The sequence below is a fragment of the Pseudomonas sp. genome (genome assembly GCF_048265905.1).
Classification (GTDB): Bacteria; Pseudomonadota; Gammaproteobacteria; order Pseudomonadales; family Pseudomonadaceae; genus Aquipseudomonas.
The window spans coordinates 346,840-372,672 of record NZ_JBLXAP010000003.1 but is presented as its reverse complement, the minus strand read 5'-3'; the positions used below and the strand labels follow the sequence as shown (position 1 = coordinate 372,672).

Here is a 25,833-nt window from a genome sequence, read left to right as displayed (position 1 = left end):
GCTTACGCGCAATGCGTGCACTTGGCGGGTTTAGCTTGCCGCTGCGTCGAGCTGGTTTTTTGTTACCTGTCTAATGCGTCAACTTTTCCGGGCGGGCGTGGCACAATGCTCGGGTCTTGAATTGTCCTCCTTTGAGCTTCGGCTTTGTTTCTCTGTTGCCTATCAACGATCCATGGTTGATGGCTGTCTGGTTATTTGGCTCAAGGTGCGAGGTTTATTGTGGAGTATGCGTCTGTGCAGTGTGTTCAACGGTTTATCTGTACTGCTGGAGTGATTTGAATGGGGATCAGGTTTTGGGGTTGGCTGGTGCTGGTTGCATTGGGCCTTAACCTGCGGCCAATACTGACCTCGATCAGTCCCTTGCTGGACGATATTCGGCTGAGTACGTCATTGAGCTTCCAGGGGGCCGCGCTGTTGACCACATTGCCGGTTGTTTGCATTGGATTGGTGGCGCTGTGTGGCTCATGGATTGAGGCGCGACTGGGCGAGGGCAGGGGCATTGCTCTTGGATTGCTGTGTATTTTTCTGGCATGCCTGGCGCGAGGGTTTATCGCTGACGGCAACGTGCTGTTGGCTACGGCGTTGTTGGGTGGTGTTGGCGTCGCGCTGATCCAGGTGCTGGTGCCGGGCATGATCAAGCGGCAGTTTGTTGGTTGTGTGGCTTTGGCGATGGGGGTTTATTCGGCGTCCTTGATGAGTGGCGGCGGTCTGGCTGCCTTGCTTAGTCCGCATATGGCCCATGCATTCGGGCACTGGCAGGCGGGGTTGTGGATTTGGCTGATTCCTGCGCTGCTCGCCGCATTGCTGTGGTTCAAAATGCCGTCGCACAGGCCTCACCCCTCGGCGCAAAAACTTTCATTCAAGACATTCATCAGCAACCGTCGTGCCTGGCTGTTGGCGATTTATTTTGGCTTTTGTAACTGGGGCTTCATGACCATGGTGGCGTGGCTGCCTGCGTATTATCAGCAGCTTGGCTGGAGCCAGCAGGCCAGTGGCGCGTTGTTGGCGTGGATGACGATCTTTCAGGTGCTGGCGGCGTTGTCGATGCCGGTGCTGGCCCATCGCCTTAAGGATCGGCGGCCTCTGCTCGGTATTAGTTTGGGAGCGCAAGTGGTTGGCTATGCGGGGCTACTCTGGGCGCCATTGGCGGCATCGGCGATCTGGGTGGGGTTGATCGGTTTTGGTTTAGGCGCTTGCTTTGTGTTGTGCTTGTTACTGAGCCTCGACCACTTGCATGAGCCGAGAGCGGCTGGCCAATTGGTGGCTTTTGTGCAGGGCTTTGGCTTTTTGATCAACGCTATTGCGCCGTCACTGGGAGGCTGGCTACGGGAACTGAGCGGGTCTTTCTACAGCACGTGGCTGGTGATGTTGGTCGGCTTGGTCCTGATGCTGTTGTTGACCTTGCGGTTTAGCCCGGCCAGCTACGCGAGGATTAATCAGCGTGAGCCGCTTGTTGGCGCAGGGCCGGTTTAGTCCGGACGGTTGGCAATAAAAAGCCCCCGGCTCACAAGGTGAGTCACGGGGGCTTGGTAAATGCCTGCGGTGTTAAACGTTAAAGCGGAAGTGCATGACGTCACCGTCTTTGACGATGTATTCCTTGCCTTCCAAGCGCCATTTTCCGGCTTCTTTGGCGCCTGCTTCACCTTTGTATTGGATGAAGTCGTTGTAGGCGATCACTTCAGCGCGGATAAAGCCTTTTTCGAAGTCGGTGTGGATGGCTGCTGCGGACTGCGGAGCGGTAGCGCCGACGCGAACGGTCCAAGCACGTACTTCTTTTACGCCTGCGGTGAAGTAGGTCTGCAGGTTCAGCAGTTCGTAGCCGGCGCGAATTACGCGGTTAAGGCCTGGCTCGTCAAAACCCAGTGATTCAAGGAACATGTCCTTTTCTTCGCCGTCGTCGAGTTCGGCAATTTCAGCTTCGATCTTGTTGCAAACAGGAACCACGATAGCGCCTTCGGCGTCTGCAATGCCGCGGACGATGTCGAGCAGTGGGTTGTTCTCGAAGCCATCTTCAGCAACGTTGGCAATGTACATTGCTGGCTTGCTGGTCAGCAGGTGGAAGCCGCGAACCAGTTGCTTCTCGTCATCACCCAGGTCTTTGAGCAGCGTGCGGGCTGGCTTGCCTTCGGTGAAGTGAGGGATGAGTTTTTCCAGCAAGGCTTTTTGCGCGACTGCGTCTTTGTCGCCGCCCTTTGCGTTGCGGGTGGTTTTCTGCAGTTGCTTCTCGCAGCTGTCGAGGTCGGCGAAGATCAGCTCAAGGTCGATAATCTCGATGTCGCGCTTTGGGTCAACGCTGTTTGATACGTGAATGACGTTTTCGTCTTCAAAGCAGCGAACGACGTGGGCGATGGCATGGGTTTCACGGATGTTGGCCAGAAACTTGTTGCCCAAGCCTTCACCTTTGGAGGCACCTGCGACCAAGCCTGCAATGTCGACGAATTCCATGGTGGTTGGAATCACGCGCTCGGGCTTGACGATCTCAGCCAAAGCATCCAGGCGCGGGTCCGGCATTGGCACGATGCCCGTGTTCGGCTCGATGGTGCAGAAAGGGAAGTTCTCCGCAGCGATACCGGATTTGGTCAGGGCGTTGAACAAGGTTGACTTGCCGACGTTCGGCAGGCCGACGATGCCGCAATTGAATCCCATGGTGTTTTCCTCGCGCAGATGTTGTCGAAAGTTAAGTTAGGCTTTTTGGCTGTGCAGCTTTTGCATCGCTTTGTTCCACTCTCCGGCGAGCATCTCTGGGAGTACGCCGAGTGAGAAGTCGATGCTGGTGTCGAGCAGTTCTTGTTCGCTGCGCGGGGCACGTCCCAGAACATAATTGGACACCATGCTGCTGTGCCCAGGATGGCCAATGCCAAGCCGTAAACGGTAAAAATTATTTTGGTTGCCCAGCTGCGCGATGATATCGCGTAAGCCGTTATGTCCGCCGTGCCCGCCACCCTGTTTGAGTTTGGCGACGCCGGGGGGCATGTCCAGTTCGTCGTGAGCCACCAGAATCGCTTCGGCAGGGATGCGAAAAAAGTTCGCCAGCGCTGCAACGGACTGGCCGCTGCGATTCATGAAAGTGGTGGGGATCAATAAACGAACGTCGCGACCTTGATGGCTGAATTTGCCAGTCAGGCCAAAATACTTGCGATCAACGCTAAGGTTGATGCGTTGACTGTCTGCCAGTCGTTCAACGAAAAGGGCCCCGGCATTATGCCGAGTCTGGTCGTATTCAGGACCTGGGTTACCAAGGCCAACGATCAGTTGTACGGCAGTCATACTGGAGCCCTTTATCGAAAACAGCTCAAGCGCAAATGCACTTGAGCTGTTGATCTGCGTCGCAGGTGTTACTCAGCTTCTGGAGCGTCAGCAGCTGGAGCTTCTGGAGCTTCCGGTGCGTCAACTTCAAGGTCTTCAGCTTTTGTAACGCGTGGCATGTGGGCGTTTGCCACGGCCAGGTCGTTATCGTGAGCCAGAGCAACCAGTTCAACGCCTTTTGGCAGAACCAGGTCAGACAAGTGCAGAGTCTGGCCAACTTCGATCTTAGCCATGTCGACTTCGATGAACTCAGGCAGGTTGCGCGGCAGAACGCTGATTTCAACTTCAGTAGCGGTGTGAGAGATCTCGCCGCCTTGCTTCTTGACTGCAACTGCTTTGTCTTCGTTGATGAAGTGCAGGGGAACCTGAGTAGTCAGTTTCTGGCCAGCAACAACACGGATGAAGTCAGCGTGCAGAACGAAACCTTTCGACGGGTGACGCTGCAGAGCTTTGATCAGTACGTTTTCTTTGGCGCCGTCAACAGACAGCGACAGGATGTGGCTGAACGAAGCTTCGTTTTCCAGCAGCTTGGCGAAATCTTTAGCAACCAGGCTGATGGATTGTGGAGCCTTTTCGCCACCGTAAACTACGGCTGGAACCAGGCTGGCGTTACGACGCAGGCGGCGGCTCGCACCTTTCCCCAGGTCTGAACGCGCTTGTGCGTCGATGTTAAAATCACTCATTTCATTTCTCCAAAATAACCTTTCCACCCGTTACGCTTGCGACCAGCGACAGGGTGGTTAGGTAAAAAAGCCCCGCATTAAGGCGGGGCGCATTTCGCTCAGGGCACAAGATTCCGAATTAACGGAACATTGCGCTGATCGATTCTTCGTTGCTGATGCGGCGAACCGCTTCGGCGACAATTGGGCCAATATCGAGCTGGCGAATACGCGAGCACGATTGTGCGGCAGCGGACAATGGGATGGTGTTAGTCACCACCAATTCGTCCAATACCGAATTTTCAAGATTCTCGATGGCGCGACCCGACAGTACAGCGTGGGTGGCGTAAGCGAAAACCTTGGCAGCGCCGTGTTCTTTCAGTGCCTTGGCACCGTGGCACAGAGTGCCAGCGGTATCGACCATGTCGTCAACCAGAATGCACGTGCGGCCTTCCACGTCACCGATGATGTGCATCACCTCGGAGTGGTTAGCTTTTTCGCGGCGCTTATCGATAATCGCCAGATCAACACCCAGAGACTTGGCTACAGCACGCGCACGCACTACACCGCCAATGTCAGGGGAAACGATCATCAGATTTTCGAAGCGTTGATCTTCAATGTCATCCACCAGAACCGGGGAGCCGTAGATGTTATCTACTGGAATATCGAAGAAACCTTGAATCTGGTCAGCGTGCAGGTCGACAGTGAGAACACGGTCAATGCCTACAACGGTGAGCATGTCGGCCACGACTTTAGCGCTGATTGCAACGCGGGCGGAACGCGGACGGCGATCCTGGCGTGCATAGCCAAAGTAGGGGATAACAGCAGTGATTCGGGTCGCTGATGAGCGGCGGAAGGCGTCAGCCATCACTACCAGTTCCATCAGGTTATCGTTTGTTGGCGCGCACGTCGGCTGAATCAGGAAGACGTCTTTACCACGAACGTTTTCGTTGATTTCAATGCTGATTTCGCCGTCGGAGAATTTACCGACAGAGGCATCGCCGAGGGGGATGTGCAGCTGGCGTACAATACGCCGCGCCAGATCGGGGTTAGCATTCCCCGTAAAGACCATCATCTTGGACACGCGCAGTACCTACCGGCTGAGGGTATACCTGGATGAGTATAGAAAATGGCAGGGGCGGCTGGATTCGAACCAACGCATGGCAGGATCAAAACCTGCTGCCTTACCGCTTGGCGACGCCCCTGTATCGTGTTTCATTGCTGACGCTTGTAGTTTAATCCAGACATTAAAGCCTAATCAGACATTAATGGCAGGGGCGGCTGGATTCGAACCAACGCATGGCAGGATCAAAACCTGCTGCCTTACCGCTTGGCGACGCCCCTATCTGGTGTAGCTAACTACTTTGCATCTACTTCCTGTCCAATTCCTGCAGCGCTCGGTGCAACATCGAGATGTTACGCCCTTGTGCAACAAAACTTGGCAAAGTGGCTGGAAGTTGGCGGGCGACTTTACCAGCATCGACCTCATTTGGGAAGCTCCCAAATACACAAGCTCCAGTGCCAGTTAATCTTGCGGGAACAAATTTGTTCAACAAGATCAAAGCGTTACGTACTTCTGGATAACGCTTTTCTACAACTGGCTGGCAATCATTTCGACCGCCCCCCTCAAGAAGGCTGCGAACTTTAATGGGCGGCGTATCGCGTGTCAACTCGGCGTCAGAGAAAATTTCTACTGTAGGTACAAGTACTTGCGGTATTGCCACGAGAAACCAGGGTTCCGGAAGCTCTATTGGCGTTAGTTTTTCACCTATGCCTTCGGCAAATGCGGCATGCCCACGAACGAATACCGGAACGTCTGCACCCAGCGTCAAGCCTATGTTTGCTAGTTCATCGAGATCGCAATTGAGCTGCCACAAGTGGTTAAGGCCGAGCAGGGTGGTGGCTGCATCAGAGCTGCCGCCACCAATACCGCCGCCCATCGGCAAGTTTTTTGAAAGCCAGATATCCGCGCCATACGAAGTATCGCTGTGTTTCTGCAACATACGTGCGGCGCGCACTATCAAGTTGCTGTCATGAGGCACGCCGTTAATTTCCGTGTGCAAGCGAATCTCACCATCATCGCGCGAGGCAAAACTCAGCTCGTCGCCAAAATCGAGAAACTGAAACAGGGTTTGCAACTCATGATAACCATCGGCGCGGCGGCCAAGGATGTGCAGCATTAAGTTGAGTTTGGCGGGGGCGGGCAAGGTCAGCCGTGCGCCGCTGCTGTCGCAAGCGGCAGTGGCGTGGTGTCGCGCGGTCATTATTGTCCCAACTGGCGAGGTTGCCAGTCCTTGACCACGATGGTGACTTGCAAGTCTTGGCCGTGCAGCTTGATACGTTCTGGTAGCCAGTAACCGTTTTGCTCAACATAACTGAGATACTCGACTTGCCAGCCGTCTTGGCTCAGGTGCGACAGGCGGCTGTCGGTGTCGAGCGTTACATTGCTCTTGGTGTCTGGGGCTGGTAGGCCGCGGACCCACCACAGCAAGTGCGAGACGGGCAAATTCATGCGCAGCTGTTCCTGCAGCAGGGCTTCGGGCGATTCGGCTTTATAGCGGCCTTTGTTGGCAACCTCGAGCAACACTTCGCCTGGGCGACCGGTCAGGCGCGCGGCACCTCCACCCAGAGGTCCGGAGAGGCGAATATCGAAGTAGTCTTGGCGTTGCAGCCAAAACAGCGTCGCGCTCCCTGAGTCTTTTGGCGCACGGATACCGATCTTGCCGCTGATTTGCCAAGCATCTAAAGCCGTTAGCTGCTCTTTATGAGCTTGCCAGGCGGCTTGATTTCCTTGGCCTTCTACTGATTCGTGGGAGACCAAGCCGGCGCAGCCGGTCAGCAGGGCGAACATGCTGCATGCAATAAAGTGGCGCAAACGCATTAGGGTTTCTCTGCTCCTGTCAGGCGCTTTATGGTGCTGCGCAAGATTTCACTGTCGGGTTGTTTTTCCAGGGCGGTTGCCCACACGTCTCGGGCTTCGCTTTGATTGCCCTGGGCCCAAAGCACTTCGCCCAAGTGGGCCGCGACTTCATGGTCGGGGTAGTCTGCAAGCGCTTCACGTAGGAAACGTTCAGCTTCATCAAGCTTGCCAAGGCGATAGTTGATCCAGCCTTTACTGTCGAGAATGGCCGGGTCATTCGGGCTCAAGCGGTAAGCTTTGTCGATTAATTCATCGGCTTCCTGATAGCGGGTGGTGCGGTCGGCCAGGGTGTAACCCAAGGCATTCAGTGCCATGGTGTTTTCTGGGTCACGCTCCAGAATAAAGCGCAGGTCGGTTTCCAGCTGGCCCAGGTCGTCACGATCTTCGGCGAGCATTGCGCGGGTATAAAGCAGGTTAAGGTCGTCCGGGAACTGCTCAAGCCCTTGCTGAATCAACTGCCAGGCCATGTCTTCCTGTTTATTGTTAGCCAGCGCTTCCGCTTCGATCAGGTACAGCTGGATCGCGTAATCAGGTTCGGCGCCTCGTGCTGCGCGGAGCTTGGCTGAGCCTTCGCTGGTACGGCCACTCGCAAAAAGGATCTCGGTCTGACGCGCTTGGGCGGACAGGTAATCATTGCCGGGGCCAACGAGGTTGTACTCAATCAGCGCGCTGTCCGTGTCATCAAGCTCTTCATAGGCGCGAGCGAGGTTGTAGTGTGCGGCGTCCACATGGCTGCCGCGCTCGACGAGCTCATCGAGATACACAATCGCTTCTCTCCATGCTTCAGCCTCAAGGCAAACCAAGGCCAGCGAGAAGCGCAGGTCGTCGTCCTCCGGAAACTGCTGCACCAGCGATGAAAACTCGCCTTTGGCGTCTTCCATGCGGCCTTGCTCAACCAAGGAGCGCGCATAGGTCAAGCGCAAGCGTTTGTCGTCAGGGTGCTTGCTGATGCCGTCTTCAAGCAGAGGCAATGCTTCATCGCCACGCTGCAAGCTGGTTAGCAGGCGGGCGTGGAGCAGCAGTGGCGCCACATCATCGGTTTTGGCCGGATGACTTTCGAGGAGTTCAAGGGCTTCTTGAGGGCGACCGTCTTCCTGCATCAGCAGGGCTTTGCCAAAAATCAGCTGGCCATTCTCGGGGTACTTGGTCAGTAACCGATCAAAGCTCTGTAGCAAGCCTGCGCGCGAATCCGGGTCTGTTTCAGCGGCGGACAGGGCTAGAAAGTCGAAGTGCGTGTCGCCTTGGCGTTGCAGGACTTTCTCCATGTAAGACATGGATTCGTCATAACGTCCGGCGCGCGCCAGTTGCACGGCTGCCGCGCGTTGCGCCTCGATTGAGTCGGGGGCGTTTTTCGCCCAGATCAACGCGGTGTCGAGGGCGGATTGATCTGCGCCCAGGTATTCGGCGATACGAAAGCCGCGTTCAGCAACGCCAGCATCTTGTGTCGCGTTAGCCTGCTGCACGTAATTGCCCAGCGCAATATCGAAGCGATTGCGCTGCCCTGCCATTTCAGCCGTCAGCAATGCCAGCAAAGTATCTTTGCGGAACGAGCCATAAACCTCGGGCTTCGCCGCTTGCTCAGTTGCGGTCGCGTCCTCAACCGGTGGCGAACCATCAGTTGAGGTATTGAAGGTTTGGCAGCCACCCAAAAAAGCCATGGCTGTCAGTAGCGCTAAAGATCTATTCATAGAGACGAGACGGCTAACCTGCGGTCGGAGCAACATGACATAGGCCATTGGGCAAGCCCATGGGACGATATTAGTGAGGGAACATCTGAAAAACTACTGCGCTAGATATTACGGCGTTAAAAACTGCTAAAAATGCTCATTTACAATGCGTAGACTCCGCTTTTTCGCATTTTTTGCCTTGTACTATCGTCGCTCGCTACCTTTTTCAGATGTTCCTTCGGGCAATTCAACCTGCCCTCACTATTGCATGATGCTGAGTTAAAGCTGAGCAATGAACAACAGTGCAGCGCAAATATTTTACTCAAAACATTTAAATTTGTGGCTTTCTTGCCTCAGGCACCCTTTGTCCAAGCCTGCTGAGCTGGATAAATTGTGCTTGAGATGTTGTGACAATAACGAGCGGTGGTTGTTCTCAATCGGTCGAAGTAGGACAATTGCCGGCTTATTTCATCTGTCAGCGATCATGCATGGCCTTTATTGCCCTCGGTATTAACCATAAAACTGCTTCGGTGGACGTCCGCGAACGCGTGGCTTTCACTCCAGAGCAGTTGGTTGAGGCATTGCAGTTACTCTGCCGGGATACGGCTAGCCGCGAAGCCGCCATTCTTTCGACCTGTAATCGCAGTGAACTTTACATCGAGCAAGACACCCTCACATCGGAGGCGGTCCTGCAGTGGTTGGCCAAATACCACAATCTAAGCTTCGAAGACCTGCGTGCCTGTGCTTATATTCATGAAAATGATGCGGCAGTTCGTCACATGATGCGCGTGGCCTCTGGCCTCGATTCCATGGTTTTGGGCGAACCGCAGATTCTCGGACAAATGAAATCCGCATTTGCGGTCGCCCGCGAGGCTGGCACGATGGGCCCGTTGCTGGGGCGCCTGTTTCAAGCAACTTTCAGCACCGCCAAGCAGGTCCGCACCGATACCACTATTGGTGAAAACCCGGTTTCCGTGGCATTTGCCGCGGTCAGTCTGGCCAAGCAGATCTTCAGTGACCTCAATCGAAGCCAGGCGTTGTTGATCGGTGCGGGTGAGACGATCAGCCTGGTTGCCCGGCATCTGCATGACCAAGGGGTTAAGCGGATTGTCGTTGCCAACCGTACTTTGGAACGTGCGAGCACCCTGGCGGAACAATTTGGCGCGCATGCGGTTTTGCTCTCGGACATTCCCCAGGAGCTTGCCAAGAGCGACATCGTCATCAGCTCGACTGCAAGCCAGTTACCGATTCTGGGTAAAGGCGCTGTAGAAAGCGCGCTCAAGCAGCGTAAGCACAAACCGATTTTTATGGTTGATATCGCCGTACCGCGGGATATTGAGCCGGAAGTTGGCGAGCTTGATGATGTTTATCTGTATACAGTTGATGATCTGCATGAGGTCATCGCCGAGAACCTCAAGAGTCGTCAGGGGGCGGCCCAAGCGGCGGAAGAGTTGGTTTCGAGCGGTGCTGATGACTTTATGCAGCGCCTGCGTGAACTGGCCGCTGTCGATGTGCTTAAAGCGTATCGCCAGCAGGCTGAGCGCTTGCGCGATGATGAGTTAGCCAAGGCTCAGCGGATGTTGAGCAATGGTGCCGCCGCTGAGGATGTGCTTGCGCAACTGGCGCGTGGTTTGACCAATAAACTGCTGCATGCGCCTAGCGTGCAGATGAAAAAACTGTCGGCTGACGGGCGCATTGATGCCCTGGCTGTGGCACAAGAACTCTTTGCCCTCGATGAGGGCGCGTCATCCAACAAAGGCACGCAATGAAACCTTCGCTGCTCAATAAACTTGATTTGATGCAGGACCGCTTTGAGGAACTGACAGCATTGCTTGGCGATGCTGAAGTGATCAGCAATCAAGCGCAATTTCGCGCCTATTCCAAGGAATATGCCGAGATCGAGCCGGTAAACAAAACCTTTAGCGAGTTTCGTAAGGTTCTGGCTGACCTCGAAAGCGCTCAGGCACTGTTGAAAGATAGCGATCCGGATATGCGTGAAATGGCTGAGGAAGAAGTCGCCGAAGCCAAAGAGCAGTTGGTTAAGCTCGAGGGCGACTTACAGCGCATGTTGCTGCCTAAAGACCCCAACGATGACCGCAACGTGTTCCTGGAAGTGCGCGCGGGTACGGGCGGCGATGAAGCAGCGATTTTCTCCGGCGACCTGTTCCGCATGTATTCGCGTTATGCCGAACGTCGTGGCTGGCGGGTTGAGATTCTCTCCGCCAACGAAGGCGAGCACGGCGGTTACAAAGAGGTTATCGCACGTATCGAAGGTGACAACGTATACAGCAAGCTCAAGTTCGAGTCTGGCGCGCACCGTGTGCAACGCGTGCCAGAGACTGAGTCCCAAGGCCGTGTGCATACCTCCGCCTGTACCGTTGCAGTGTTACCTGAACCTGATGAACAAGCTGAAATCAACATCAATCCGGCCGATTTGCGCGTTGATACCTATCGCTCATCTGGCGCTGGTGGCCAGCACGTAAACACCACCGACTCCGCAATTCGTATTACCCACATCCCAACGGGAACCGTGGTTGAGTGTCAGGAAGAACGTTCGCAGCACAAGAACCGGGCTAAAGCGATGTCATGGCTGGCTGCCAAGTTGAAGGATCAGCAAGACGCCGCTGCACACAAAGAGATTTCCGATACGCGTAAATTGCTGGTGGGCTCGGGCGACCGCTCTGAGCGCATTCGCACTTACAACTTCCCGCAGGGGCGGGTGACCGATCATCGCATCAACCTGACCTTATACTCGCTGGCAGAAGTCATGGCTGGCGGTGTTGAGGTGGTAATTGAGCCGCTGCTAGCCGAGTATCAAGCGGATCAGTTAGCTGCGCTGGGTGACTGATTCAACCCGCGCTCGTTGCCCGAATCGCAGGCGATGGTTGTGAGTAACAACACAGCCGCAGTCTGCGAGCGTTAACACCAACGGCTCGGCGCGCTACTCTATATGACCTTCGCCTAAGCCGACTTTAAACCCATGCCGACGATCCAAGCGCTACTCAGCAACACAGAGCTGCCGGACTCTCCAAGTGCCCGGTTGGATGTTGAGTTATTACTGGCGCATGTGCTGGGTAAGTCGCGTAGCTACTTGCATACGTGGGCCGATAAGGCCTTGAGCGATGAGCAGCTCGAACAGTTCGCAGCGGCAATCAAGCGGCGCCAAGCCGGTGAGCCGGTGGCTTATATACTTGGCCAGCAAGGTTTCTGGAGCCTTGAGCTGGAAGTCGCACCGCATACCCTGATTCCTCGTCCCGACACTGAATTACTGGTTGAAACAGCGTTGCAACTGATCGCTGCAACGCCCGCCAGCGTGCTCGATTTAGGCACCGGCACCGGCGCAATCGCTCTTGCCTTGGCATCCGAGCGCCCGGTATGGCGGGTGAGTGGCGTTGATCGGGTGCCGCAAGCGATTGAATTGGCTGAGCGTAATCGCAGTCGTTTAAAACTTGGGAATGCACAGTTCTTGCTTAGTCATTGGTTTGACGCGATAGGCGACCAGCGCTATCAGATGATTGTCAGTAACCCGCCGTATATCGCAACGGGCGATAAACACCTGAGCCAAGGTGATGTACGTTTCGAACCGAGCAGCGCACTGGTCGCTGGTGATGATGGTCTCGACGATATTCGCTTGATCATTGAGCAAGCGCCGCATCACCTCAATGCTCAAGGCTGGCTTTTGCTTGAGCATGGCTACGATCAAGCCGCAGCAGTGTGCGCGCTGTTGAGCGAGCGCGGGTTTAACCAGATTGAAAGTCGTCGCGACTTGGGCGGCCATCAACGCATCAGTATTGGACGTTTTGATCATGAGTGAACGCGCCGGTTTTTACGACGAACTCAGCGACGAAGAGTTACTGCGCTATAGCCGACAGATTCTTGTTCAGCAGATAGATGTTGCCGGTCAATTACGCTTAAAAAATAGTCGGGTGCTGATCATCGGTGTTGGCGGGCTGGGTTCGCCGGTTGCGCTATATCTGGCGGCGGCTGGCATTGGTGAGTTGCATCTGGCCGACTTCGATACGGTTGATCTGAGCAACTTGCAGCGCCAGATTGCTCACGACAGCTTGAGTGTCGGTCAGGCCAAGGTTGACTCAGCTGCCACACGACTCAAGGCGATCAACCCGCTGATCAAGCTGCAATTACAGCGCACAGCCATGGATCAGGATTCACTGGCCAGCGCTGTGGCCGCAGTCGATGTGGTGCTTGATTGCTCGGATAATTTCACCACGCGAGAAGCGGTTAACGCCGCCTGCGTTGCCAACAAAAAACCGTTGGTGAGTGGCGCCGCTATTCGCCTTGAAGGGCAGTTGTCGGTATTTGACCCGCGTAACGACAGCAGCCCTTGCTACCACTGCCTGTATGGCCATGGCAGCGAAGCTGAATTAACCTGTAGTGAAGCCGGTGTGGTCGGTCCATTAGTCGGTTTGGTCGGCAGCTTGCAAGCGCTTGAGGCCTTGAAGTTGCTGGCGGGCTTTGGTGAGCCAATGGTTGGTCGTTTGTTACTGATAGACGCCTTGGGTGCACGTTTCCGTGAGCTGCGGGTTAAGCGTGACCCCGCTTGCAGCGTCTGCTCAGACACTCATCAACAGGTCGCGCATGAGTAAGCTTACGATCAATAAAAATGCGCCTGTCGGGGTATTTGATTCAGGTGTTGGCGGTCTATCTGTTTTGGCTGAGATTCGTCAGCTATTACCCAATGAATCACTGCTCTACGTCGCCGACAGCGCACACGTGCCTTACGGTGAGAAAAGCCCTGAATTCATTCGCCAGCGTTGCCGCGAAATTGCCCAGTTCTTGTTGGGTCAAGGCGCCAAGGCGTTGGTGCTGGCCTGCAATACCGCGACGGTTGCGGGGGCGGCTGATTTGCGCGAGCTCTATCCAGATTTGCCTATTGTCGGCATGGAACCAGCGGTCAAGCCGGCGGCGGCAACAACCCGTTCAGGTGTGGTCGGTGTGTTGGCAACTACCGGCACACTCAAGAGTGCAAAGTTTGCAGCCTTGCTCGATCAATTTGCCTCCGGCGTACGCGTTGTCACCCAGCCTTGCCCGGGTTTGGTTGAGCAGATAGAAGCAGGAGATCTTGACGGGCCCGCGACTCGCGCTTTACTTGAGCGCTATGTCGAGCCTTTGCTGGCGCAGGGTTGTGACACGTTAATCCTGGGGTGCACCCACTATCCGTTTATCAAGCCGCTATTGCGCCAACTTGTCCCGGCAGATGTCGGTTTAATTGATACTGGCGCGGCAGTAGCCAAGCAATTACAGCGGTTATTGACTGAACGCAATTTACTTGCAGGGCAATCTGATGTTAAACAGCTTTTCTGGAGCAGCGCGGACCCGCAAATAATGCAGGCAGTGCTGCCCAGACTTGGGGTGGATAATGCTGAGGTTATGGCGTTCACATAAAAATATACTGGCCTAGTGAGTAGGACTCACATAAACATAGGAAAAAGGAAGCTTATGAAAAAGGCAATCTCTTTAGCTGTAGCAGCAGTTGTTGGGTGTGGAGGTGTTTGCAGTTCTGCTCAGGCTGCAGACTTTAGTTTTTCAGTTGGGCAAACCGGTGAGTCAACTCAAACCTACCGTTTCGGTGTGCAGTATGATTTTGATAAAAGCTGGTTGCAAAGCGATGTCGGTCGCCTGACCGGTTATTGGGACGGCGCATACACATACTGGGACGGTGACGAAACATCGAGCAATCACAGCGTCTCGCTGGCTCCTGTGTTTGTTTACGAGTTCGCGGGTGAAAACTTTCGACCTTATGTCGAGGCGGGTATCGGTGTTGCGTTCTTTTCCAGCACTGAAGTCGAGGATAACGATTTATCCACCTCGTTTCAGTTCGAAGACCGCATCGGTGCAGGCGTACGCTTCTCTGGGCAGGAGATCGGTATCAGGGCTATTCACTATTCCAACGCCGGGATCAAGAATCCTAACGATGGGGTTGAGTCCTATGCGCTGCATTACCGTCTGAGCTTCTAAACGGTTTTGAAGTAACAGCGCAGGCAATTGCCGCGCTGTTACTTTAGCGGTAAATGGTGGCCATGCCGCGCCGCTCTTCAATGCATTCCGCTGAGGCCATCTCAAACTCTCGGCAAATCAGGGGGCGATTCTGGTAAATGCTGCAGCGCATGCTGTCGCGGTCCAGTGCGGCGCACCAGCCATCATCCAAGCGCAACATCACTTCACCACCCCAATCGTCAGTGCTGATATAACGCTCGGGAACGCCAGTGTCGCTGATCAACATGACTTCCAACTGACAACAACATGCTGCGCAGTTTGAGCAGGTTACGGCCTCAGCATCCGGTGCTGGAGGCTGCAACTGTGTCAGTGGGATCTGAGATGAGTCGTTCATGCGTGGCAGTGTACGCCAGCCAGAATATTTTGGTGGGTTAAGCCGATCGACGCAACCGCAACGCTTGTTCATATTGCGCACGGTAAAGCTTGGCAAACCCATGAAGCAGCGGCATTACCACCGCCCAGATCAGGGCGAGAAGAAGCATGGTGGGTACAACGCCGAGTGGCAAGCGCACGTCGGCGATCTGCGCTCCCGCGTAGTACGACAAAGGTCCTGCAATCGCGCCAAGCAAGCTGGCGCGCCACCAGGGTTTAGCTGTCCAGGCCAGGCAGTGATTAAGCGTGCTGGCGAGCAATATCCAGAGCAGTGCTAGCCATAGCGGAATCAACGTGCGCGGCTCGGAAAATTCAAATACACCCATATTGAGCAAGAAACTGTCGAGCGCGCTGCCTGCACAGAACACGCTGATCAGCAGCTTGCCTTCTGCCGCCCAGCTACTGACCCAGAAAAAATGCACCGCCAAAATGCCCGCCACAAGCAGTAACCATAAGCTGTCGCCGGTGAGTACACAGGTGAACCAGCCAAGCTGAAAGAGTAGGGCGTTGACGATCAGTTTAGGCATTAAAGCGTCCAAGTAAGGGAGCCGGTTGCGCAGCAGGTTTTGCCAGCAGTAATTGTGCGGTACCGATGGTGCGCTCGATAAAGCCACCCTCGCAATAGCACAGGTAAAACTCCCACATACGATAGAAGTACTCATCGTAGCCGAGCTGTTCCAAATCATGCCGCGCCTGATGCAAATTTTCGTGCCAAAGACGCAGTGTGCGTGCGTAGTGCTGACCGAAGTCTTCCATGTGGTGCAGGTTCATATCGGTCTGCTCGGTAATGATATCGAGCATCGTGGTGATTGAGGGCAGCGCACCACCGGGAAAAATGTAACGTTGAATGAAATCGACGCTGGCTTTAGCTTGCTTGTAGCGTTGGTCGCGGATGGTGATTGCTTGCAGCAGCATCAGCCCGTTGGGTTTGAGCAGATTGGCGCACTGTTGAAAGTAGTGGCTGAGAAAGCGGTGACCGACTGCCTCAATCATTTCAATCGACACCAGTTTGTCATAGCTGCCTTGCAGGTCGCGATAGTCTTCCAGCAGCAAGGTGATGCGATCTTGTAAGCCTTGCATCTCAATCCGTCGCTTGGCGTAATCGAATTGCTCTTTGGATAACGTGGTAGTGGTGACTTTGCAGCCGTAATGGGTTGCCGCATATATCGCCATGCTGCCCCAGCCCGTGCCAATCTCGAGTAAGTGATCCTGCGCTTGCAGGTTAAGTTTTTGGCAGATTCGCTCCATCTTATTCAACTGCGCCTGCTCCAGGCTGTCTTCGCTGCTGGCGAATTGTGCGGCTGAATACATCATGGTCGGGTCGAGGAATTTCTCGAACATCTCATTACCGATATCGTAGTGCGCCGCAATATTTTTGCGCGAGCCTTTGCGGGTATTGCTGTTGAGCCAGTGCAGCCCTTGGATCAACGGGCGACCTAAGCGGGCGAAGCCAGTCTCCATGGCATCGAGGGTATCAATGTTAGTGACGAACACACGCACCACCGCAGTCAGGTCGGGTGAGCTCCAATGGCCGTGGATATAAGCCTCGCCTGCGCCAATCGAGCCATTGCTGGCGACCATGCCCCAGACGGCGCTGTCGTTGATCTTGATTTCGGCGCGAGTATTGGCGTGAGGGTTGCCAAACTCAAGGCGTTGGCTGCCCTCAACTACAGTCAGGAATCCATGGCGCAGGCCTTTAAACTGGCGCAATACAGCGCGCCGCAGCAACCCTGCACTCAAACCACTGCCCATGGTTAACGCGCTCTTGGAGGAGCCAAAGCTAGAGCTTTTCATCGGTGGAGTCCTTCGATATCTGGCGGGCAACGCTGAATGAGTCAGTTGCTGGCTCATGGTTGAACAGAGGGGTTCGTTTGATCATCAAGCGCAGTGCTTGCCAATAAATTGCAACGCTCGTTTTGCCGGTCATCCAAGGGAAGCTGAGTAAGTAACGGTGCAGGCTTTGCCGGTTTAGTTCGCTGCGTGTCAGACTCAGGCTGGCGTCAAAAAGCTTATCCAGGCCTTGCCAGTTCGCCATATGAATACCCAGCCGTTCGCCAGCCGGGCTGAAGGCCATCTGGTATTCAATGTCGCGTGGCAAAAAGGGCGAGACGTGAAATGCTTTTTTTACGCTCACCCGTTGATGTGCCTTGCCATTGGCAGGCACGACGTAGTGATAGCGCTCGCGCCACGGCGTGTTGCTGACCTCGCAGAGGATGGCGAGCAGTTCACCGTCACGGTCGTGGCAATAAAAAAAGCTGGCCGGGTTGAAGGCTAGGCCCCAACTGCGTGGCTGAGCGAGCAGGCAGATAGAACCATCGGCCTGTTTGCCAATAGCCTGATGAACGCGCAGGCGTACCGCATCAATCAGGCGAATGCCCACGCGGGTGAACTGCGGTAAAAAGTCAGTTTCACGAAAGGCAAAAGGCGCGAGTCGTCCGCGCCCGGCCAAACGTGACAAGCCTAGAACCTGCTCTTGCTCATCCAGATCAAGGTAGAGAAAGCCCATGCGATAACTGAACGCATGCTTTTTGGGCGTAAAGCGCCGGTGTTGCACTGTTCCGTTGTAGAGCGCGCTGTTCATCAGAGCGTCTCGCTGAAGTGTTGGGCTACGCGCAAAGCGCTGACCACACCGTCTTCATGAAAGCCGTTGGCCCAGTAAGCACCGCAGAAGTAGCTGTGGTTGGCGCCTTGCAGTTCTTCACTGCGGATTTGTGCAGCGACACCGTCGAGGCTGTATTGCGGGTGAGCGTAGGTGTATCGGGCAAGAACTTTGTCGGGATCAATTTGTGCGCTCTGGTTCAGGCTGACGCAGAAGGTGCTGGTGCTTTGTATGCCCTGCAGGATATTCATGTTGTAGGTCACCGCCGCTGGTTGTTCTGCAGGGCCTCCCAAGCGGTAGTTCCAACTGGCCCAGGCAAGCGGGCGTTGAGGCAGAAGGCGGGTATCGGTATGCAGCACTACTTCGTTGTCTGCATAGCGCAGGGCGCCGAGGATTTGCTGCTCTTGCAGGCTCGGTTCTGCCAGCAGCTTTAGTGCTTGGCCACTGTGACAGGCGAAAATAACCTTATCGAAACGTTCAACACCGCTGGCGCTGTGAATATCCACCCCTTGTTCATCACGCACTACCCGCTGTACTGGGCAACTTAAACGGATCTGCTGTTTGAATGATTCAATCAGAGGTTCTACATAACGGCTTGAGCCTCCTTCAATTACACACCACTGCGGGCGGTTACTGACCGAAAGCAAGCCGTGGTTCTTGAAAAAGCGGATAAAAAATTGCAGCGGAAAACCCAGCATGTCCTGAGGCGACATTGACCATATCGCCGCGCCCATCGGCACGATGTAATGCTCAGTAAAGCGGCTGCTGTAGCCCCCTGTTTTTAAATATTCGCCGAGGGTCGTAGCGGGATGGATGCGCAGCTTGTCAAGATCGTCAATGGCCTCGCGGTTAAAGCGCAGAATGTCGCGGATCATCGCCCAGAACTTAACTGACACTAAGTTGCTGCGCTGAGCAAACAGGCTGTTGAGGGTGTTGCCGTTGTACTCGGTACCGCTGACCGGGTCGCTGACGGAAAAACTCATTTGGGTGGGTTTGTAAGGCACACCCAACTGCTCAAGCAGGCGGATAAAGTTTGGGTAGGTCCAATCATTGAAAACAATAAAACCGGTATCAATTGCGTGCCGTTCACCCGCGTGCTCAACGCTAATGGTGTGAGTGTGGCCACCTACCCAGTCATTGGCTTCAAAAACGCTGATCTGGTGGCGACGGTTGAGTAAATAGGCACTGGTGAGTCCTGAAATACCACTGCCGATAATGGCAATTTTCATGATTGATCCTTACCGCTGGATGGCGCGCGAGCCATACGCTTGCCGATGGCAACTTGCACAGCTTTGGGTAAATTGGCGAGTAATCGCAGGCAGGCTATGAACAGCCATGGAAAGGCAATCTCGTAAGGGCGTTTGTCGAGGCGGCTGACGATATGCTGTGCGGCAGTTGTAGCTGTGATGCGCATGGGCATCGGGAAATCATTGCTCTGGGTCAGAGGCGTGTCCACAAAGCCGGGGCTGACAAGGGTCACATCGATTCCATCGTGTGCCAGATCAAGGCGCAGTGACTCAAACAGGTAGCGCACCGCGGCCTTCGATGCGCCATAGGCTTCAGCGCGGGGCAGCGGTAAATAGGTGACCGAACTGGCAACCGCAACCAGGTGAGGGCTTTGGCTTTTGCGCAGCAAGGGCAGGGCCGCTTCAATGCAGTAGCTGGTGGCGAAGAGATTGGTTTTGATCACGCGCTCAATCAGAGCAGCTTCAAACTTCGCAGCATCGAGATATTCGCAGGTGCCTGCATTGAGAATTGCGGTATCCAGCCAACCCCATGTGGCATTGATACGATTGGCGATTTCTAAAACCTGATGCGGGTCACTAAGATCACCCGCGAGTACCAGCACCTGATGCGGGTAGCGCTCAGCCATGGCCTGTAGCGGCTCCACAGAGCGAGCGCTCAGCGCCACGCGGTGGCCCATGCCTAGCAGCAACTCGGCGAGTTCTGCGCCAATGCCACTGCTGGCGCCGGTAACCCAATAGCGACGTTGGTTCATTAGACTAATCGTCCTTTAAGCCATCTGATCACGCGACCCAAAAGCGGCAGGTGTTCGTAGAGCAAGCTGCCGGCATCGAAGTAGTCGCGATGTTGATAAACCTTGCTGTGCCACAACAGATGAGAGCAGCCGTCAACGCGAATCAAGTTGCCACCGGCGAGCCGCGGATGGCGGTAGCTCATGGTCCAGCGCAGATAACCCTGGCCGCTTGTAACTTGATCAAAGCCATGAAAGTCGAAGCGCAAGTCACTGACGTTTTCATACAGCTCGGCAAAATACTGCTGGATGTTTTGCCGGCCGCGGATCTCATGCAGAGGGTCTTGAAACACCGCGTCATCGCTGTACAGTTCGCTGACGCGTTCAAGGTTGTCTTTGTTCAGCGCAGCAAAGTCATCGGCGAAGGTGCGCAGGAAGTCGCTCATAAGCAGAACTCTTCAGTGGTTTTGGGCAGGTCTCTGAACGCGTTGATTGCCCGTTCACGGCTGCTTTTCAGATCAACCATCGGGCTTGGGTAATCTGCTACACCAAACAAACCGCCGAGTGCTGATGGATCATGGATTTGTTTGCTGCTCAGCCCGTCTAACTCGGGCAGCCATTGGCGAATAAAATGCCCGTCGGGATCAAAGCGCTGTGACTGGCTGACTGGGTTGAATATGCGGAAATAGGGCGCAGCGTCGGTGCCTGTTGATGCGCTCCACTGCCAACCACCATTGTTCGCCGCGAGGTCGCCATCAATCAGATGGCGCATGAAGAAACGCTCGCCTTCGCGCCAGTCAATCAGCAGGTTCTTGGTCAGGAACATGGCCACCACCATGCGCAGCCGGTTGTGCATCCATCCGGTGCTGAGCAACTGGCGGATTGCAGCGTCGATAATGGGAATGCCCGTGCGGCCTTGCTGCCAGGCCGCTAATTCTGCGGGGGCGTTGCGCCATTTGAGCGAGTCGGTTTCAACCCGGAATGCGCGGTGTTTCGAGACTCGCGGATAACCAACCAATATGTGTTTGTAGAACTCACGCCAGAGCAGCTCGTTAATCCAGGTCGTGGCGCCGGGGTTACCGCTGTCGAACTCGCCGCGATTAAAACCAAGCGCAGCATGCAGGCATTGGCGAGGTGAAATGACGCCCGCTGCGAGGTATGCAGAGAGTTGGCTGGTGCCGGGTTTGGCTGGAATATCACGCTGCGCTTGGTAATCGGCAATTGGCTCATCAGCAAACTCCGCCAGACGCCTCATTGCTTCATCTTCACCGGCAGGCCAAAGCTGTTGCAGCTCTTTGGTTGGCATCGCGAAGCCGTCGACCTGCGTTGGCACTTTATCCGCCTGTATCGCCAAGGGTGATTGCGCGGCAGGCATGGCGATACGCTGCGGGATCCGGTCATGCAGACGCTGATAACAAACCTTGCGGAACTGGCTGAAAACCTGAAAGTAGGTGCCAGTTTTAGTCAGCACACTGCCTGGCTGGAAAAGCAGCTGGTCCAGGTGGCTGTGTAGATTTATTCCTTGTTGGTTCAGTGTGTGCGCAACCTGGCTGTCGCGCTGGCTTTCATTGAACCCATACTCTTGGTTGAGGTGTACGTTGGTTACCTCGAGTTGCTGGCACAGTTTGCTCATTACTTTTGCCGCTTGGTCCCAGCGTTCGGCGCTGCGGATCAGCAAGGGCACATTCAAGTTGCCCAGTTCGCGACTCAGTTCTGTGAGGTTGCGCAACCAGAAATCGATTTTGCAAGGTGCGTCATCGTGCTCTTGCCATTGGGCTGGGCTAAGCAAATACACCGCAACAGTAGGTCCGCCTGCCATGGCGGCGGCTAAAGCGGTGTTGTCATGCACCCTGAGGTCGGTACGGAACCACATCAGCTGCAACATCATGCATCCTCTAGCAGGTGTCGGTCGGCCAGCGCTTGCATGGCGATAATGGGATCAATGGCGATTGCCAGGTTGCTATGCTGCGCAAGCAGTGCGTGCAGTTCGCGGTGATGGATGGTCACGGTTGGCCCGGTGATCAGCACGGTGCTTGCACAGCCTTCGAGTAGGGTCGGTAATTGGCCGATATTCAGTGGTTGAGTCGAATACAACAGCAGCGCAGACGGCCGGATATGTTCAATTGCCATGCTCAATTCAGCCTGCGGCACAGGCCAGTCAAACACTTCAACCGGGGCTTGAGCGCTACTTGCCAGCCAGGCACTGAGCCACAGTCCGGGGGCCATCGGCAGGTCGGAGCAGTTGACCATCAACAGCGGCTCACCAGTGTGTTGCCGATTGTTGTGGTAAACGCGGGCGCCAAGTTTGCTGCGCAGCCAGGAGTAGAAAAATACCTGTTCGAGCTGTGCGCCAAATTGCCCGCGCCAGCGTTGCTCTAGTTCGCTCAATAGCGGTAGCAGCAATTGGCTGCACAGCACGGTAGGCGGATACAGCGCGAGTTCGCTGTTGAATACGTCGTCGAGACGGCGCTCCGCCAGTTTGCTGACTGCCTCAAGCAACTGCTGGCGCTTCTCTGACCACTGCGAGTCCGGCCATTGTCTGCCTGCTTCAGCATGCGTCGTTACTGCGCTGTGCAGCAACTCTTTGACTTGACTAACCGAGACGCCTCGGTTGATCCACATCAGAATCGCTTGGATCTGGGCTATGTGTTGTTCGCTGTACAAACGGTGACCTTTGGCGGTGCGTTGCGGCACGATCAAGCCGTAGCGTCGCTCCCAGGCACGTAATGTCACCGGGTTGACGCCGGTGATGCGTGCGACATCGCGGATCGGCCGAAAACCATCAGCCAGCGCGAGCTGGTATTCGTTTTCAGCCGGGGCTTGATTGGCTTGGTTCATAAGGCATTTCGCAGGCTGAGGTTTTCTGGGTGCGGTTGCAGGTAAACCTGTTGATTGATGTAGTGGTCGGGGTGCATTCGGAAGTGATGCTTGAGTAGTGTCAGCGGCACCACTAACGGCACGACGCCTCGGCGGTACTGACTGATCAGCGATTGCATTTCTTGCTTTTCTTCGGCGCTTAATGACTGCTTGAGATAACCGCTGATGTGCTGCAGTACATTGCTGTGGGTGCCACGGGTGGCGCAGTTTTTCAGCGCTGTCATCAATCGGCTGAAATAGTCGCTCGCCAAGGCTTGCAGCTCATGCTGGCTAAGATTTCCCAGCAGGCTGCCAAGGATTTTGTACTGCATCGGATTGGTTGCCATCAGCAGATATTTGTAGCGGGTGTGATATTCGATCAGGCGCTTGCGGGTCAGGCCTGCCTGTAGAACTTGCTGCCAGTCGGCGTAGGCAAACACGCGGGCAACAAAGTTCTCGCGCAAAACCGGATCGTTTAAACGTCCCGCTTCTTCAATCGGCAAGTTTGGATGGCGGGCAATAAATTCAGCGGCGAATATGCCTGTGCCCTTGGGTTCGCTGGGGCGACCATTGTCTTGATAAACCTTGACTCGCTGCATCCCGCACGATGGCGATTGCTGCATAAGGATGTAGCCACAGATATCGGTCAACTCGTCAGCAATCTGCCGGCCATAGGCAGCCAATCGCTCAGTTACATCGTTGTTTCTGGAAACCGTGCCTACCGCCCTTGGCGCATCTGGGTTTCCGACCAGGCGTATGGGCTCGCGTGGGGTACCCAGACCAATGGCAACTTCTGGGCAGATTGAGACAAAGTCAAAGTAATCACTCAGGGTCCGGCTGCACAACTGTGACTCTTTATGGCCGCCGTTGTAGCGCACCTGCTCGCCCAGCAGGCAGGCACTGATAGCGATTCTGGGTTTGCTTGCGGCAGCGTCTGACATGGTGAGCCCTTGATGATAGTTGTACACGAATTAAAAATGTACAACTTGTGTTCATCATAAGACTGGGCTTGTACAAGTCAAATTTTTTGTACAGGTTTTTTGTGGCAAATGTTGCGAGGAATTACGCAGCTTACTTACAGCCTGCGAGCCTGCCCTGCTTAGCAGGGCAGCAATCAGCTGACTTCGCTTGCTTAATAGCGTCTGTCGATCTATTTGCAGGATATGAACTTCATCGTCAGGCACTGTGACCATCATGTGCTTTTCACGATTGGGTGGGGCTGCTGTCATTGCGGCAGCAGCAGTTTTTGCGGATTGATGCGCTGAACAGTTTTTAAAACTTATGTTTATTGCATGTGTTCGAGCAGTTTGCGGGCAGCCTCCTGGCCGCTCAACCACGCGCCTTCAACTCGGCCCGATAAGCACCAGTCACCACAGGCGTACAGGCCCAAGTCTGCATCGGCCAATGCGCCCAATTGGTGCGGGGCCGAAGGGCGTGCATATAACCAGCGGTGGGCGAGGGATAACGCAGGGGCCGGGACAGCACAGCCAATTAACTCGGCGAAAGCCCCATGCAGGTGTTCGATAACCTGTTCCTTGGGCAGATCGATATGTTGACGACTCCATTGGCTTGTTGCGTGCAATATCCAGGTGTCGTGTGCGCTTTCACGCCCAGGTTTGCTGGTGCTGCGAGCCAACCAGTCCAGTGCACTGTCCTGTACAAAGCAGCCTTCTACGCGGGTATCTAGCGGGGTTGCGAATGACAGGGCGACAGCCCAGGTGGGGTCCATCGAAACGCTAGCCGCTGCCCCGGCAAGTTTGGGTGCTGCAGCCAATAAAGTACTGGCTTGCGGTGCAGGCAGAGCGATGATTACATGGCTGAATGGGCCATGACTTTGGCCCTCGGCATCTTGCAGGCTCCAGTGCTGTTCACCACGAAAAACCTCAGTTATACGGCAACTGAAATGGACCGGTAATGCACCGAGCATGGCGCGGGTAATTGCGCTCATCCGCGGCGAGCCAACCCAGCGTACCTGCTCATCGGGCGACGCACACAAAGCGCCATCTTGATAGTTATACAGATTGGGCTGCCACTGGCTGACCCAGCCGCGTGCCTGCCATTGCTGTACAACCTCAACAAAACGCCGGTCACGCGCGGTGAAGTATTGGGCACCGAGATCAAGGGCGCCGGCGTCGCTGCGCTTGCTGGCCATACGGCCACCGCTGCCACGACTTTTATCAAAGAGCTGAACGCTATGCCCGGCGCTTTGCAGGGCTTGAGCGGCGGATAATCCGGCGATTCCTGTGCCAATGATCGCGATGGGAATGCTTGAATTCATGGTCTGCCTCATGTTCTAGAACGTTAGGCTTAGCTGCGGGTGAAATCTATACAAAGCCATTTTTATGTATAAGATTACGCGACTATAGATGTGACTCATCTATAGTTAAAGTGTCACCGCCACCTCTTGCGCGGCCGTATTTCGGCGTTTTATTCAGCTTAGTCATTGTTAATAAGATGCCGTGCTCTATGTCAAAAATAGACCGCAGAAACTGCGCTTAATTACCTCACGCGAGGAACATGCGAGGAAGATGCCATGCATATTTTGCTGACTGGCGGCACTGGTTTGATTGGCCAAGGCTTGTGCCATCACTGGGCTGCACAAAGCCATCAATTGAGTGTCTGGAGCCGTCGTCCTGAGCAGGTTGCAGGTCTGTGCGGTGATTCTGTTCGAGGCGTTGCCAGGCTCGAAGAACTTAACGATGAGCCTATTGATGCCGTGATTAATCTGGCTGGCGCCCCTATTGCCGATAAGCCTTGGAGCGCTGCACGCAAAGCCTTGTTGCGTGAAAGCCGGATTGCCCTGACCGAACAATTAGTCTCATGGTTAAAGCAACGTGAGCAAAAGCCTGCTGTGCTGATCTCCGGCTCTGCTGTCGGTTGGTACGGCGACGGTGGTGATCAAGCACTTACAGAACAATCACCCCAGCAAAGCGATGATTTTGCCGCACGGCTCTGTGCTGATTGGGAGGGCGCAGCACTGCAAGCGCAGGCGCTAGACATTCGTGTGGTGCTGGTGCGCACTGGATTGGTGCTGGCGACACATGGCGGCATGTTGAAACGCTTGCTGTTGCCGTTCAAGCTAGGTCTGGGCGGGCGTATTGGCAGCGGTCGCCAATGGATGCCGTGGGTGCATTTGAGCGATCAAATCGCCTTGATTGATTTTCTCTTACAGCATCCGCAGGCCAGTGGTCCTTATAATGCGTGCTCGCCGCATCCGGTACGCAACCGTGAGTTTGCCAATGAGTTGGGGCATGCGGTAAACCGCTTTACGTTGTTGCCTGTCCCCGGTTTTTTATTACGCGCAGGTCTGGGAGAAATGTCGACCTTGCTGTTGGGTGGCCAACGTGCGCTGCCTGACCGCCTGACAGACCTCGGTTTTGAGTTTCGCTTCACGCATTTGGACGTCGCATTGACGGATTTATTGAACCCGACTGACTGAGCCCTGCTGCACAGGGCATCACTAG

The 25,833-nt window shown here is 55.0% G+C and carries 26 protein-coding genes and 2 tRNA genes; 8 read left to right on the top strand and 20 right to left on the bottom strand.

Annotation, left to right across the window (positions count from 1 at the left end; all coding sequences use genetic code 11):
• Positions 1-279 precede the first annotated feature (279 nt).
• Positions 280-1,473 carry a CynX/NimT family MFS transporter gene (locus ACN0UH_RS07270; protein WP_417661425.1) on the top strand — a complete coding sequence of 398 codons (1,194 nt, stop codon included), beginning with the start codon at positions 280-282 and terminating at the stop codon, positions 1,471-1,473.
• Positions 1,474-1,545: 72 nt separating this feature from the next.
• Here the strand turns inward: ACN0UH_RS07270 and ychF are convergent, their stop codons facing one another.
• From ychF to ACN0UH_RS07225, 9 genes are all read right to left on the bottom strand, one after another.
• Complete coding sequence (ychF, locus tag ACN0UH_RS07265; protein WP_417661424.1) at positions 1,546-2,646, bottom strand: redox-regulated ATPase YchF; 1,101 nt, start codon at positions 2,644-2,646, stop codon at positions 1,546-1,548.
• Between the two features lie 36 nt (positions 2,647-2,682).
• A complete protein-coding gene (gene pth, locus ACN0UH_RS07260; protein WP_417661423.1) occupies positions 2,683-3,267 on the bottom strand; it encodes an aminoacyl-tRNA hydrolase in 585 nt (194 codons plus the stop codon).
• A 68-nt stretch (positions 3,268-3,335) separates the two neighbouring features.
• Entirely contained in the window at positions 3,336-3,989 is a 654-nt protein-coding gene (locus ACN0UH_RS07255) for a 50S ribosomal protein L25/general stress protein Ctc (protein WP_417661422.1), read from the bottom strand.
• A gap of 118 nt (positions 3,990-4,107) precedes the next feature.
• On the bottom strand, positions 4,108-5,049 hold the full coding sequence (locus tag ACN0UH_RS07250) for a ribose-phosphate pyrophosphokinase (RefSeq protein WP_087515887.1): 942 nt from the start codon (positions 5,047-5,049) through the stop codon (positions 4,108-4,110).
• Between the two features lie 46 nt (positions 5,050-5,095).
• Positions 5,096-5,170: transfer RNA gene (locus tag ACN0UH_RS07245), tRNA-Gln, on the bottom strand.
• Positions 5,171-5,234: 64 nt separating this feature from the next.
• Positions 5,235-5,309: transfer RNA gene (locus tag ACN0UH_RS07240), tRNA-Gln, on the bottom strand.
• A gap of 26 nt (positions 5,310-5,335) precedes the next feature.
• Positions 5,336-6,229, bottom strand: a complete 894-nt coding sequence (ispE, locus tag ACN0UH_RS07235; protein ID WP_417661421.1) for a 4-(cytidine 5'-diphospho)-2-C-methyl-D-erythritol kinase — start codon at positions 6,227-6,229, stop codon at positions 5,336-5,338.
• Positions 6,229-6,846, bottom strand: coding sequence for a lipoprotein insertase outer membrane protein LolB (gene lolB / locus ACN0UH_RS07230; protein ID WP_417661420.1), 618 nt, complete (start codon positions 6,844-6,846; stop codon positions 6,229-6,231). Before lolB ends, ispE begins: the two co-directional genes overlap by 1 nt.
• Entirely contained in the window at positions 6,846-8,573 is a 1,728-nt protein-coding gene (locus ACN0UH_RS07225; RefSeq protein WP_417661419.1) for a tetratricopeptide repeat protein, read from the bottom strand. The genes lolB and ACN0UH_RS07225 overlap by 1 nt, the downstream gene beginning before the upstream one ends.
• Before the next feature lie 467 nt (positions 8,574-9,040).
• Here ACN0UH_RS07225 and hemA point away from each other — a divergent pair, with 467 nt between their 5' ends.
• The 6 genes from hemA (at position 9,041) to ACN0UH_RS07195 (ending at position 14,528) form a co-directional block, all read left to right on the top strand.
• The gene (hemA, locus tag ACN0UH_RS07220) at positions 9,041-10,321 is read left to right on the top strand and encodes a glutamyl-tRNA reductase (RefSeq protein ID WP_417661418.1); all 1,281 of its coding nucleotides are present in this window, start codon (positions 9,041-9,043) and stop codon (positions 10,319-10,321) included.
• Positions 10,318-11,400, top strand: a complete 1,083-nt coding sequence (gene prfA, locus ACN0UH_RS07215) for a peptide chain release factor 1 (RefSeq protein ID WP_417661417.1) — start codon at positions 10,318-10,320, stop codon at positions 11,398-11,400. The genes hemA and prfA overlap by 4 nt, the downstream gene beginning before the upstream one ends.
• A gap of 132 nt (positions 11,401-11,532) precedes the next feature.
• The gene (gene prmC, locus ACN0UH_RS07210) at positions 11,533-12,366 is read left to right on the top strand and encodes a peptide chain release factor N(5)-glutamine methyltransferase (protein ID WP_417661416.1); all 834 of its coding nucleotides are present in this window, start codon (positions 11,533-11,535) and stop codon (positions 12,364-12,366) included.
• Positions 12,359-13,156 carry a molybdopterin-synthase adenylyltransferase MoeB gene (locus ACN0UH_RS07205; RefSeq protein ID WP_417661415.1) on the top strand — a complete coding sequence of 266 codons (798 nt, stop codon included), beginning with the start codon at positions 12,359-12,361 and terminating at the stop codon, positions 13,154-13,156. The genes prmC and ACN0UH_RS07205 overlap by 8 nt, the downstream gene beginning before the upstream one ends.
• A complete protein-coding gene (murI, locus tag ACN0UH_RS07200) occupies positions 13,149-13,955 on the top strand; it encodes a glutamate racemase (RefSeq protein ID WP_417661414.1) in 807 nt (268 codons plus the stop codon). Before ACN0UH_RS07205 ends, murI begins: the two co-directional genes overlap by 8 nt.
• A gap of 54 nt (positions 13,956-14,009) precedes the next feature.
• Positions 14,010-14,528, top strand: a complete 519-nt coding sequence (locus tag ACN0UH_RS07195; RefSeq protein WP_417661413.1) for an acyloxyacyl hydrolase — start codon at positions 14,010-14,012, stop codon at positions 14,526-14,528.
• Between the two features lie 43 nt (positions 14,529-14,571).
• On the opposite strand, the gene ACN0UH_RS07190 is transcribed toward ACN0UH_RS07195, so the two are convergent.
• The 11 genes from ACN0UH_RS07190 to ACN0UH_RS07140 all read right to left on the bottom strand — a co-directional run bounded on the left by ACN0UH_RS07190 (position 14,572) and on the right by ACN0UH_RS07140 (position 24,647).
• Complete coding sequence (locus tag ACN0UH_RS07190) at positions 14,572-14,901, bottom strand: YkgJ family cysteine cluster protein (RefSeq protein ID WP_417661412.1); 330 nt, start codon at positions 14,899-14,901, stop codon at positions 14,572-14,574.
• A 37-nt stretch (positions 14,902-14,938) separates the two neighbouring features.
• Positions 14,939-15,466 carry a DUF2878 domain-containing protein gene (locus ACN0UH_RS07185; RefSeq protein WP_417661411.1) on the bottom strand — a complete coding sequence of 176 codons (528 nt, stop codon included), beginning with the start codon at positions 15,464-15,466 and terminating at the stop codon, positions 14,939-14,941.
• The gene (locus ACN0UH_RS07180) at positions 15,459-16,733 is read right to left on the bottom strand and encodes a class I SAM-dependent methyltransferase (protein ID WP_417661410.1); all 1,275 of its coding nucleotides are present in this window, start codon (positions 16,731-16,733) and stop codon (positions 15,459-15,461) included. Before ACN0UH_RS07180 ends, ACN0UH_RS07185 begins: the two co-directional genes overlap by 8 nt.
• Positions 16,720-17,520, bottom strand: a complete 801-nt coding sequence (locus ACN0UH_RS07175; protein ID WP_417661409.1) for a DUF1365 domain-containing protein — start codon at positions 17,518-17,520, stop codon at positions 16,720-16,722. The genes ACN0UH_RS07180 and ACN0UH_RS07175 overlap by 14 nt, the downstream gene beginning before the upstream one ends.
• Positions 17,520-18,767: an NAD(P)/FAD-dependent oxidoreductase gene (locus tag ACN0UH_RS07170; RefSeq protein WP_417661408.1), complete on the bottom strand. Its 1,248-nt coding sequence runs from the start codon at positions 18,765-18,767 to the stop codon at positions 17,520-17,522. The genes ACN0UH_RS07175 and ACN0UH_RS07170 overlap by 1 nt, the downstream gene beginning before the upstream one ends.
• A complete protein-coding gene (locus ACN0UH_RS07165; RefSeq protein WP_417661407.1) occupies positions 18,764-19,537 on the bottom strand; it encodes an SDR family NAD(P)-dependent oxidoreductase in 774 nt (257 codons plus the stop codon). Before ACN0UH_RS07165 ends, ACN0UH_RS07170 begins: the two co-directional genes overlap by 4 nt.
• Positions 19,537-19,959 (bottom strand): nuclear transport factor 2 family protein, encoded by a 423-nt coding sequence (locus tag ACN0UH_RS07160; RefSeq protein ID WP_417661406.1) that lies wholly within the window; start codon positions 19,957-19,959, stop codon positions 19,537-19,539. Before ACN0UH_RS07160 ends, ACN0UH_RS07165 begins: the two co-directional genes overlap by 1 nt.
• Positions 19,956-21,395 carry a deoxyribodipyrimidine photo-lyase gene (gene phrB / locus ACN0UH_RS07155; RefSeq protein WP_417661456.1) on the bottom strand — a complete coding sequence of 480 codons (1,440 nt, stop codon included), beginning with the start codon at positions 21,393-21,395 and terminating at the stop codon, positions 19,956-19,958. The genes ACN0UH_RS07160 and phrB overlap by 4 nt, the downstream gene beginning before the upstream one ends.
• Before the next feature lie 2 nt (positions 21,396-21,397).
• Positions 21,398-22,351 carry a MerR family transcriptional regulator gene (locus tag ACN0UH_RS07150; protein ID WP_417661405.1) on the bottom strand — a complete coding sequence of 318 codons (954 nt, stop codon included), beginning with the start codon at positions 22,349-22,351 and terminating at the stop codon, positions 21,398-21,400.
• Positions 22,348-23,310 (bottom strand): YbgA family protein, encoded by a 963-nt coding sequence (locus ACN0UH_RS07145; protein WP_417661404.1) that lies wholly within the window; start codon positions 23,308-23,310, stop codon positions 22,348-22,350. Before ACN0UH_RS07145 ends, ACN0UH_RS07150 begins: the two co-directional genes overlap by 4 nt.
• A 344-nt stretch (positions 23,311-23,654) precedes the next feature.
• Positions 23,655-24,647, bottom strand: a complete 993-nt coding sequence (locus ACN0UH_RS07140; RefSeq protein WP_417661403.1) for an NAD(P)/FAD-dependent oxidoreductase — start codon at positions 24,645-24,647, stop codon at positions 23,655-23,657.
• A 255-nt stretch (positions 24,648-24,902) separates the two neighbouring features.
• Here ACN0UH_RS07140 and ACN0UH_RS07135 point away from each other — a divergent pair, with 255 nt between their 5' ends.
• Positions 24,903-25,808 (top strand): TIGR01777 family oxidoreductase, encoded by a 906-nt coding sequence (locus tag ACN0UH_RS07135; RefSeq protein ID WP_417661402.1) that lies wholly within the window; start codon positions 24,903-24,905, stop codon positions 25,806-25,808.
• Positions 25,809-25,833 lie beyond the last annotated feature (25 nt).

Bases quoted from the DNA above. Each gene is read 5' to 3' on its own strand.
- ACN0UH_RS07145 (WP_417661404.1), bottom strand. From the start codon at position 23,310: ATGTCAGACGCTGCCGCAAGCAAACCCAGAATCGCTATCAGTGCCTGC.
- ACN0UH_RS07270 (WP_417661425.1), top strand. From the start codon at position 280: ATGGGGATCAGGTTTTGGGGTTGGCTGGTGCTGGTTGCATTGGGCCTT.
- ACN0UH_RS07160 (WP_417661406.1), bottom strand. From the start codon at position 19,959: ATGAGCGACTTCCTGCGCACCTTCGCCGATGACTTTGCTGCGCTGAAC.
- ACN0UH_RS07185 (WP_417661411.1), bottom strand. From the start codon at position 15,466: ATGCCTAAACTGATCGTCAACGCCCTACTCTTTCAGCTTGGCTGGTTC.
- ACN0UH_RS07190 (WP_417661412.1), bottom strand. From the start codon at position 14,901: ATGAACGACTCATCTCAGATCCCACTGACACAGTTGCAGCCTCCAGCA.
- murI (WP_417661414.1), top strand. From the start codon at position 13,149: ATGAGTAAGCTTACGATCAATAAAAATGCGCCTGTCGGGGTATTTGAT.
- ACN0UH_RS07150 (WP_417661405.1), bottom strand. From the start codon at position 22,351: ATGAACCAAGCCAATCAAGCCCCGGCTGAAAACGAATACCAGCTCGCG.
- prfA (WP_417661417.1), top strand. From the start codon at position 10,318: ATGAAACCTTCGCTGCTCAATAAACTTGATTTGATGCAGGACCGCTTT.
- ACN0UH_RS07180 (WP_417661410.1), bottom strand. From the start codon at position 16,733: ATGAAAAGCTCTAGCTTTGGCTCCTCCAAGAGCGCGTTAACCATGGGC.
- ACN0UH_RS07140 (WP_417661403.1), bottom strand. From the start codon at position 24,647: ATGAATTCAAGCATTCCCATCGCGATCATTGGCACAGGAATCGCCGGA.
- ACN0UH_RS07225 (WP_417661419.1), bottom strand. From the start codon at position 8,573: ATGAATAGATCTTTAGCGCTACTGACAGCCATGGCTTTTTTGGGTGGC.
- pth (WP_417661423.1), bottom strand. From the start codon at position 3,267: ATGACTGCCGTACAACTGATCGTTGGCCTTGGTAACCCAGGTCCTGAA.
- hemA (WP_417661418.1), top strand. From the start codon at position 9,041: ATGGCCTTTATTGCCCTCGGTATTAACCATAAAACTGCTTCGGTGGAC.
- ACN0UH_RS07205 (WP_417661415.1), top strand. From the start codon at position 12,359: ATGAGTGAACGCGCCGGTTTTTACGACGAACTCAGCGACGAAGAGTTA.
- ACN0UH_RS07175 (WP_417661409.1), bottom strand. From the start codon at position 17,520: ATGAACAGCGCGCTCTACAACGGAACAGTGCAACACCGGCGCTTTACG.
- ACN0UH_RS07255 (WP_417661422.1), bottom strand. From the start codon at position 3,989: ATGAGTGATTTTAACATCGACGCACAAGCGCGTTCAGACCTGGGGAAA.
- ispE (WP_417661421.1), bottom strand. From the start codon at position 6,229: ATGACCGCGCGACACCACGCCACTGCCGCTTGCGACAGCAGCGGCGCA.
- ychF (WP_417661424.1), bottom strand. From the start codon at position 2,646: ATGGGATTCAATTGCGGCATCGTCGGCCTGCCGAACGTCGGCAAGTCA.
- ACN0UH_RS07195 (WP_417661413.1), top strand. From the start codon at position 14,010: ATGAAAAAGGCAATCTCTTTAGCTGTAGCAGCAGTTGTTGGGTGTGGA.
- ACN0UH_RS07135 (WP_417661402.1), top strand. From the start codon at position 24,903: ATGCATATTTTGCTGACTGGCGGCACTGGTTTGATTGGCCAAGGCTTG.
- prmC (WP_417661416.1), top strand. From the start codon at position 11,533: ATGCCGACGATCCAAGCGCTACTCAGCAACACAGAGCTGCCGGACTCT.
- lolB (WP_417661420.1), bottom strand. From the start codon at position 6,846: ATGCGTTTGCGCCACTTTATTGCATGCAGCATGTTCGCCCTGCTGACC.
- ACN0UH_RS07170 (WP_417661408.1), bottom strand. From the start codon at position 18,767: ATGAAAATTGCCATTATCGGCAGTGGTATTTCAGGACTCACCAGTGCC.
- ACN0UH_RS07165 (WP_417661407.1), bottom strand. From the start codon at position 19,537: ATGAACCAACGTCGCTATTGGGTTACCGGCGCCAGCAGTGGCATTGGC.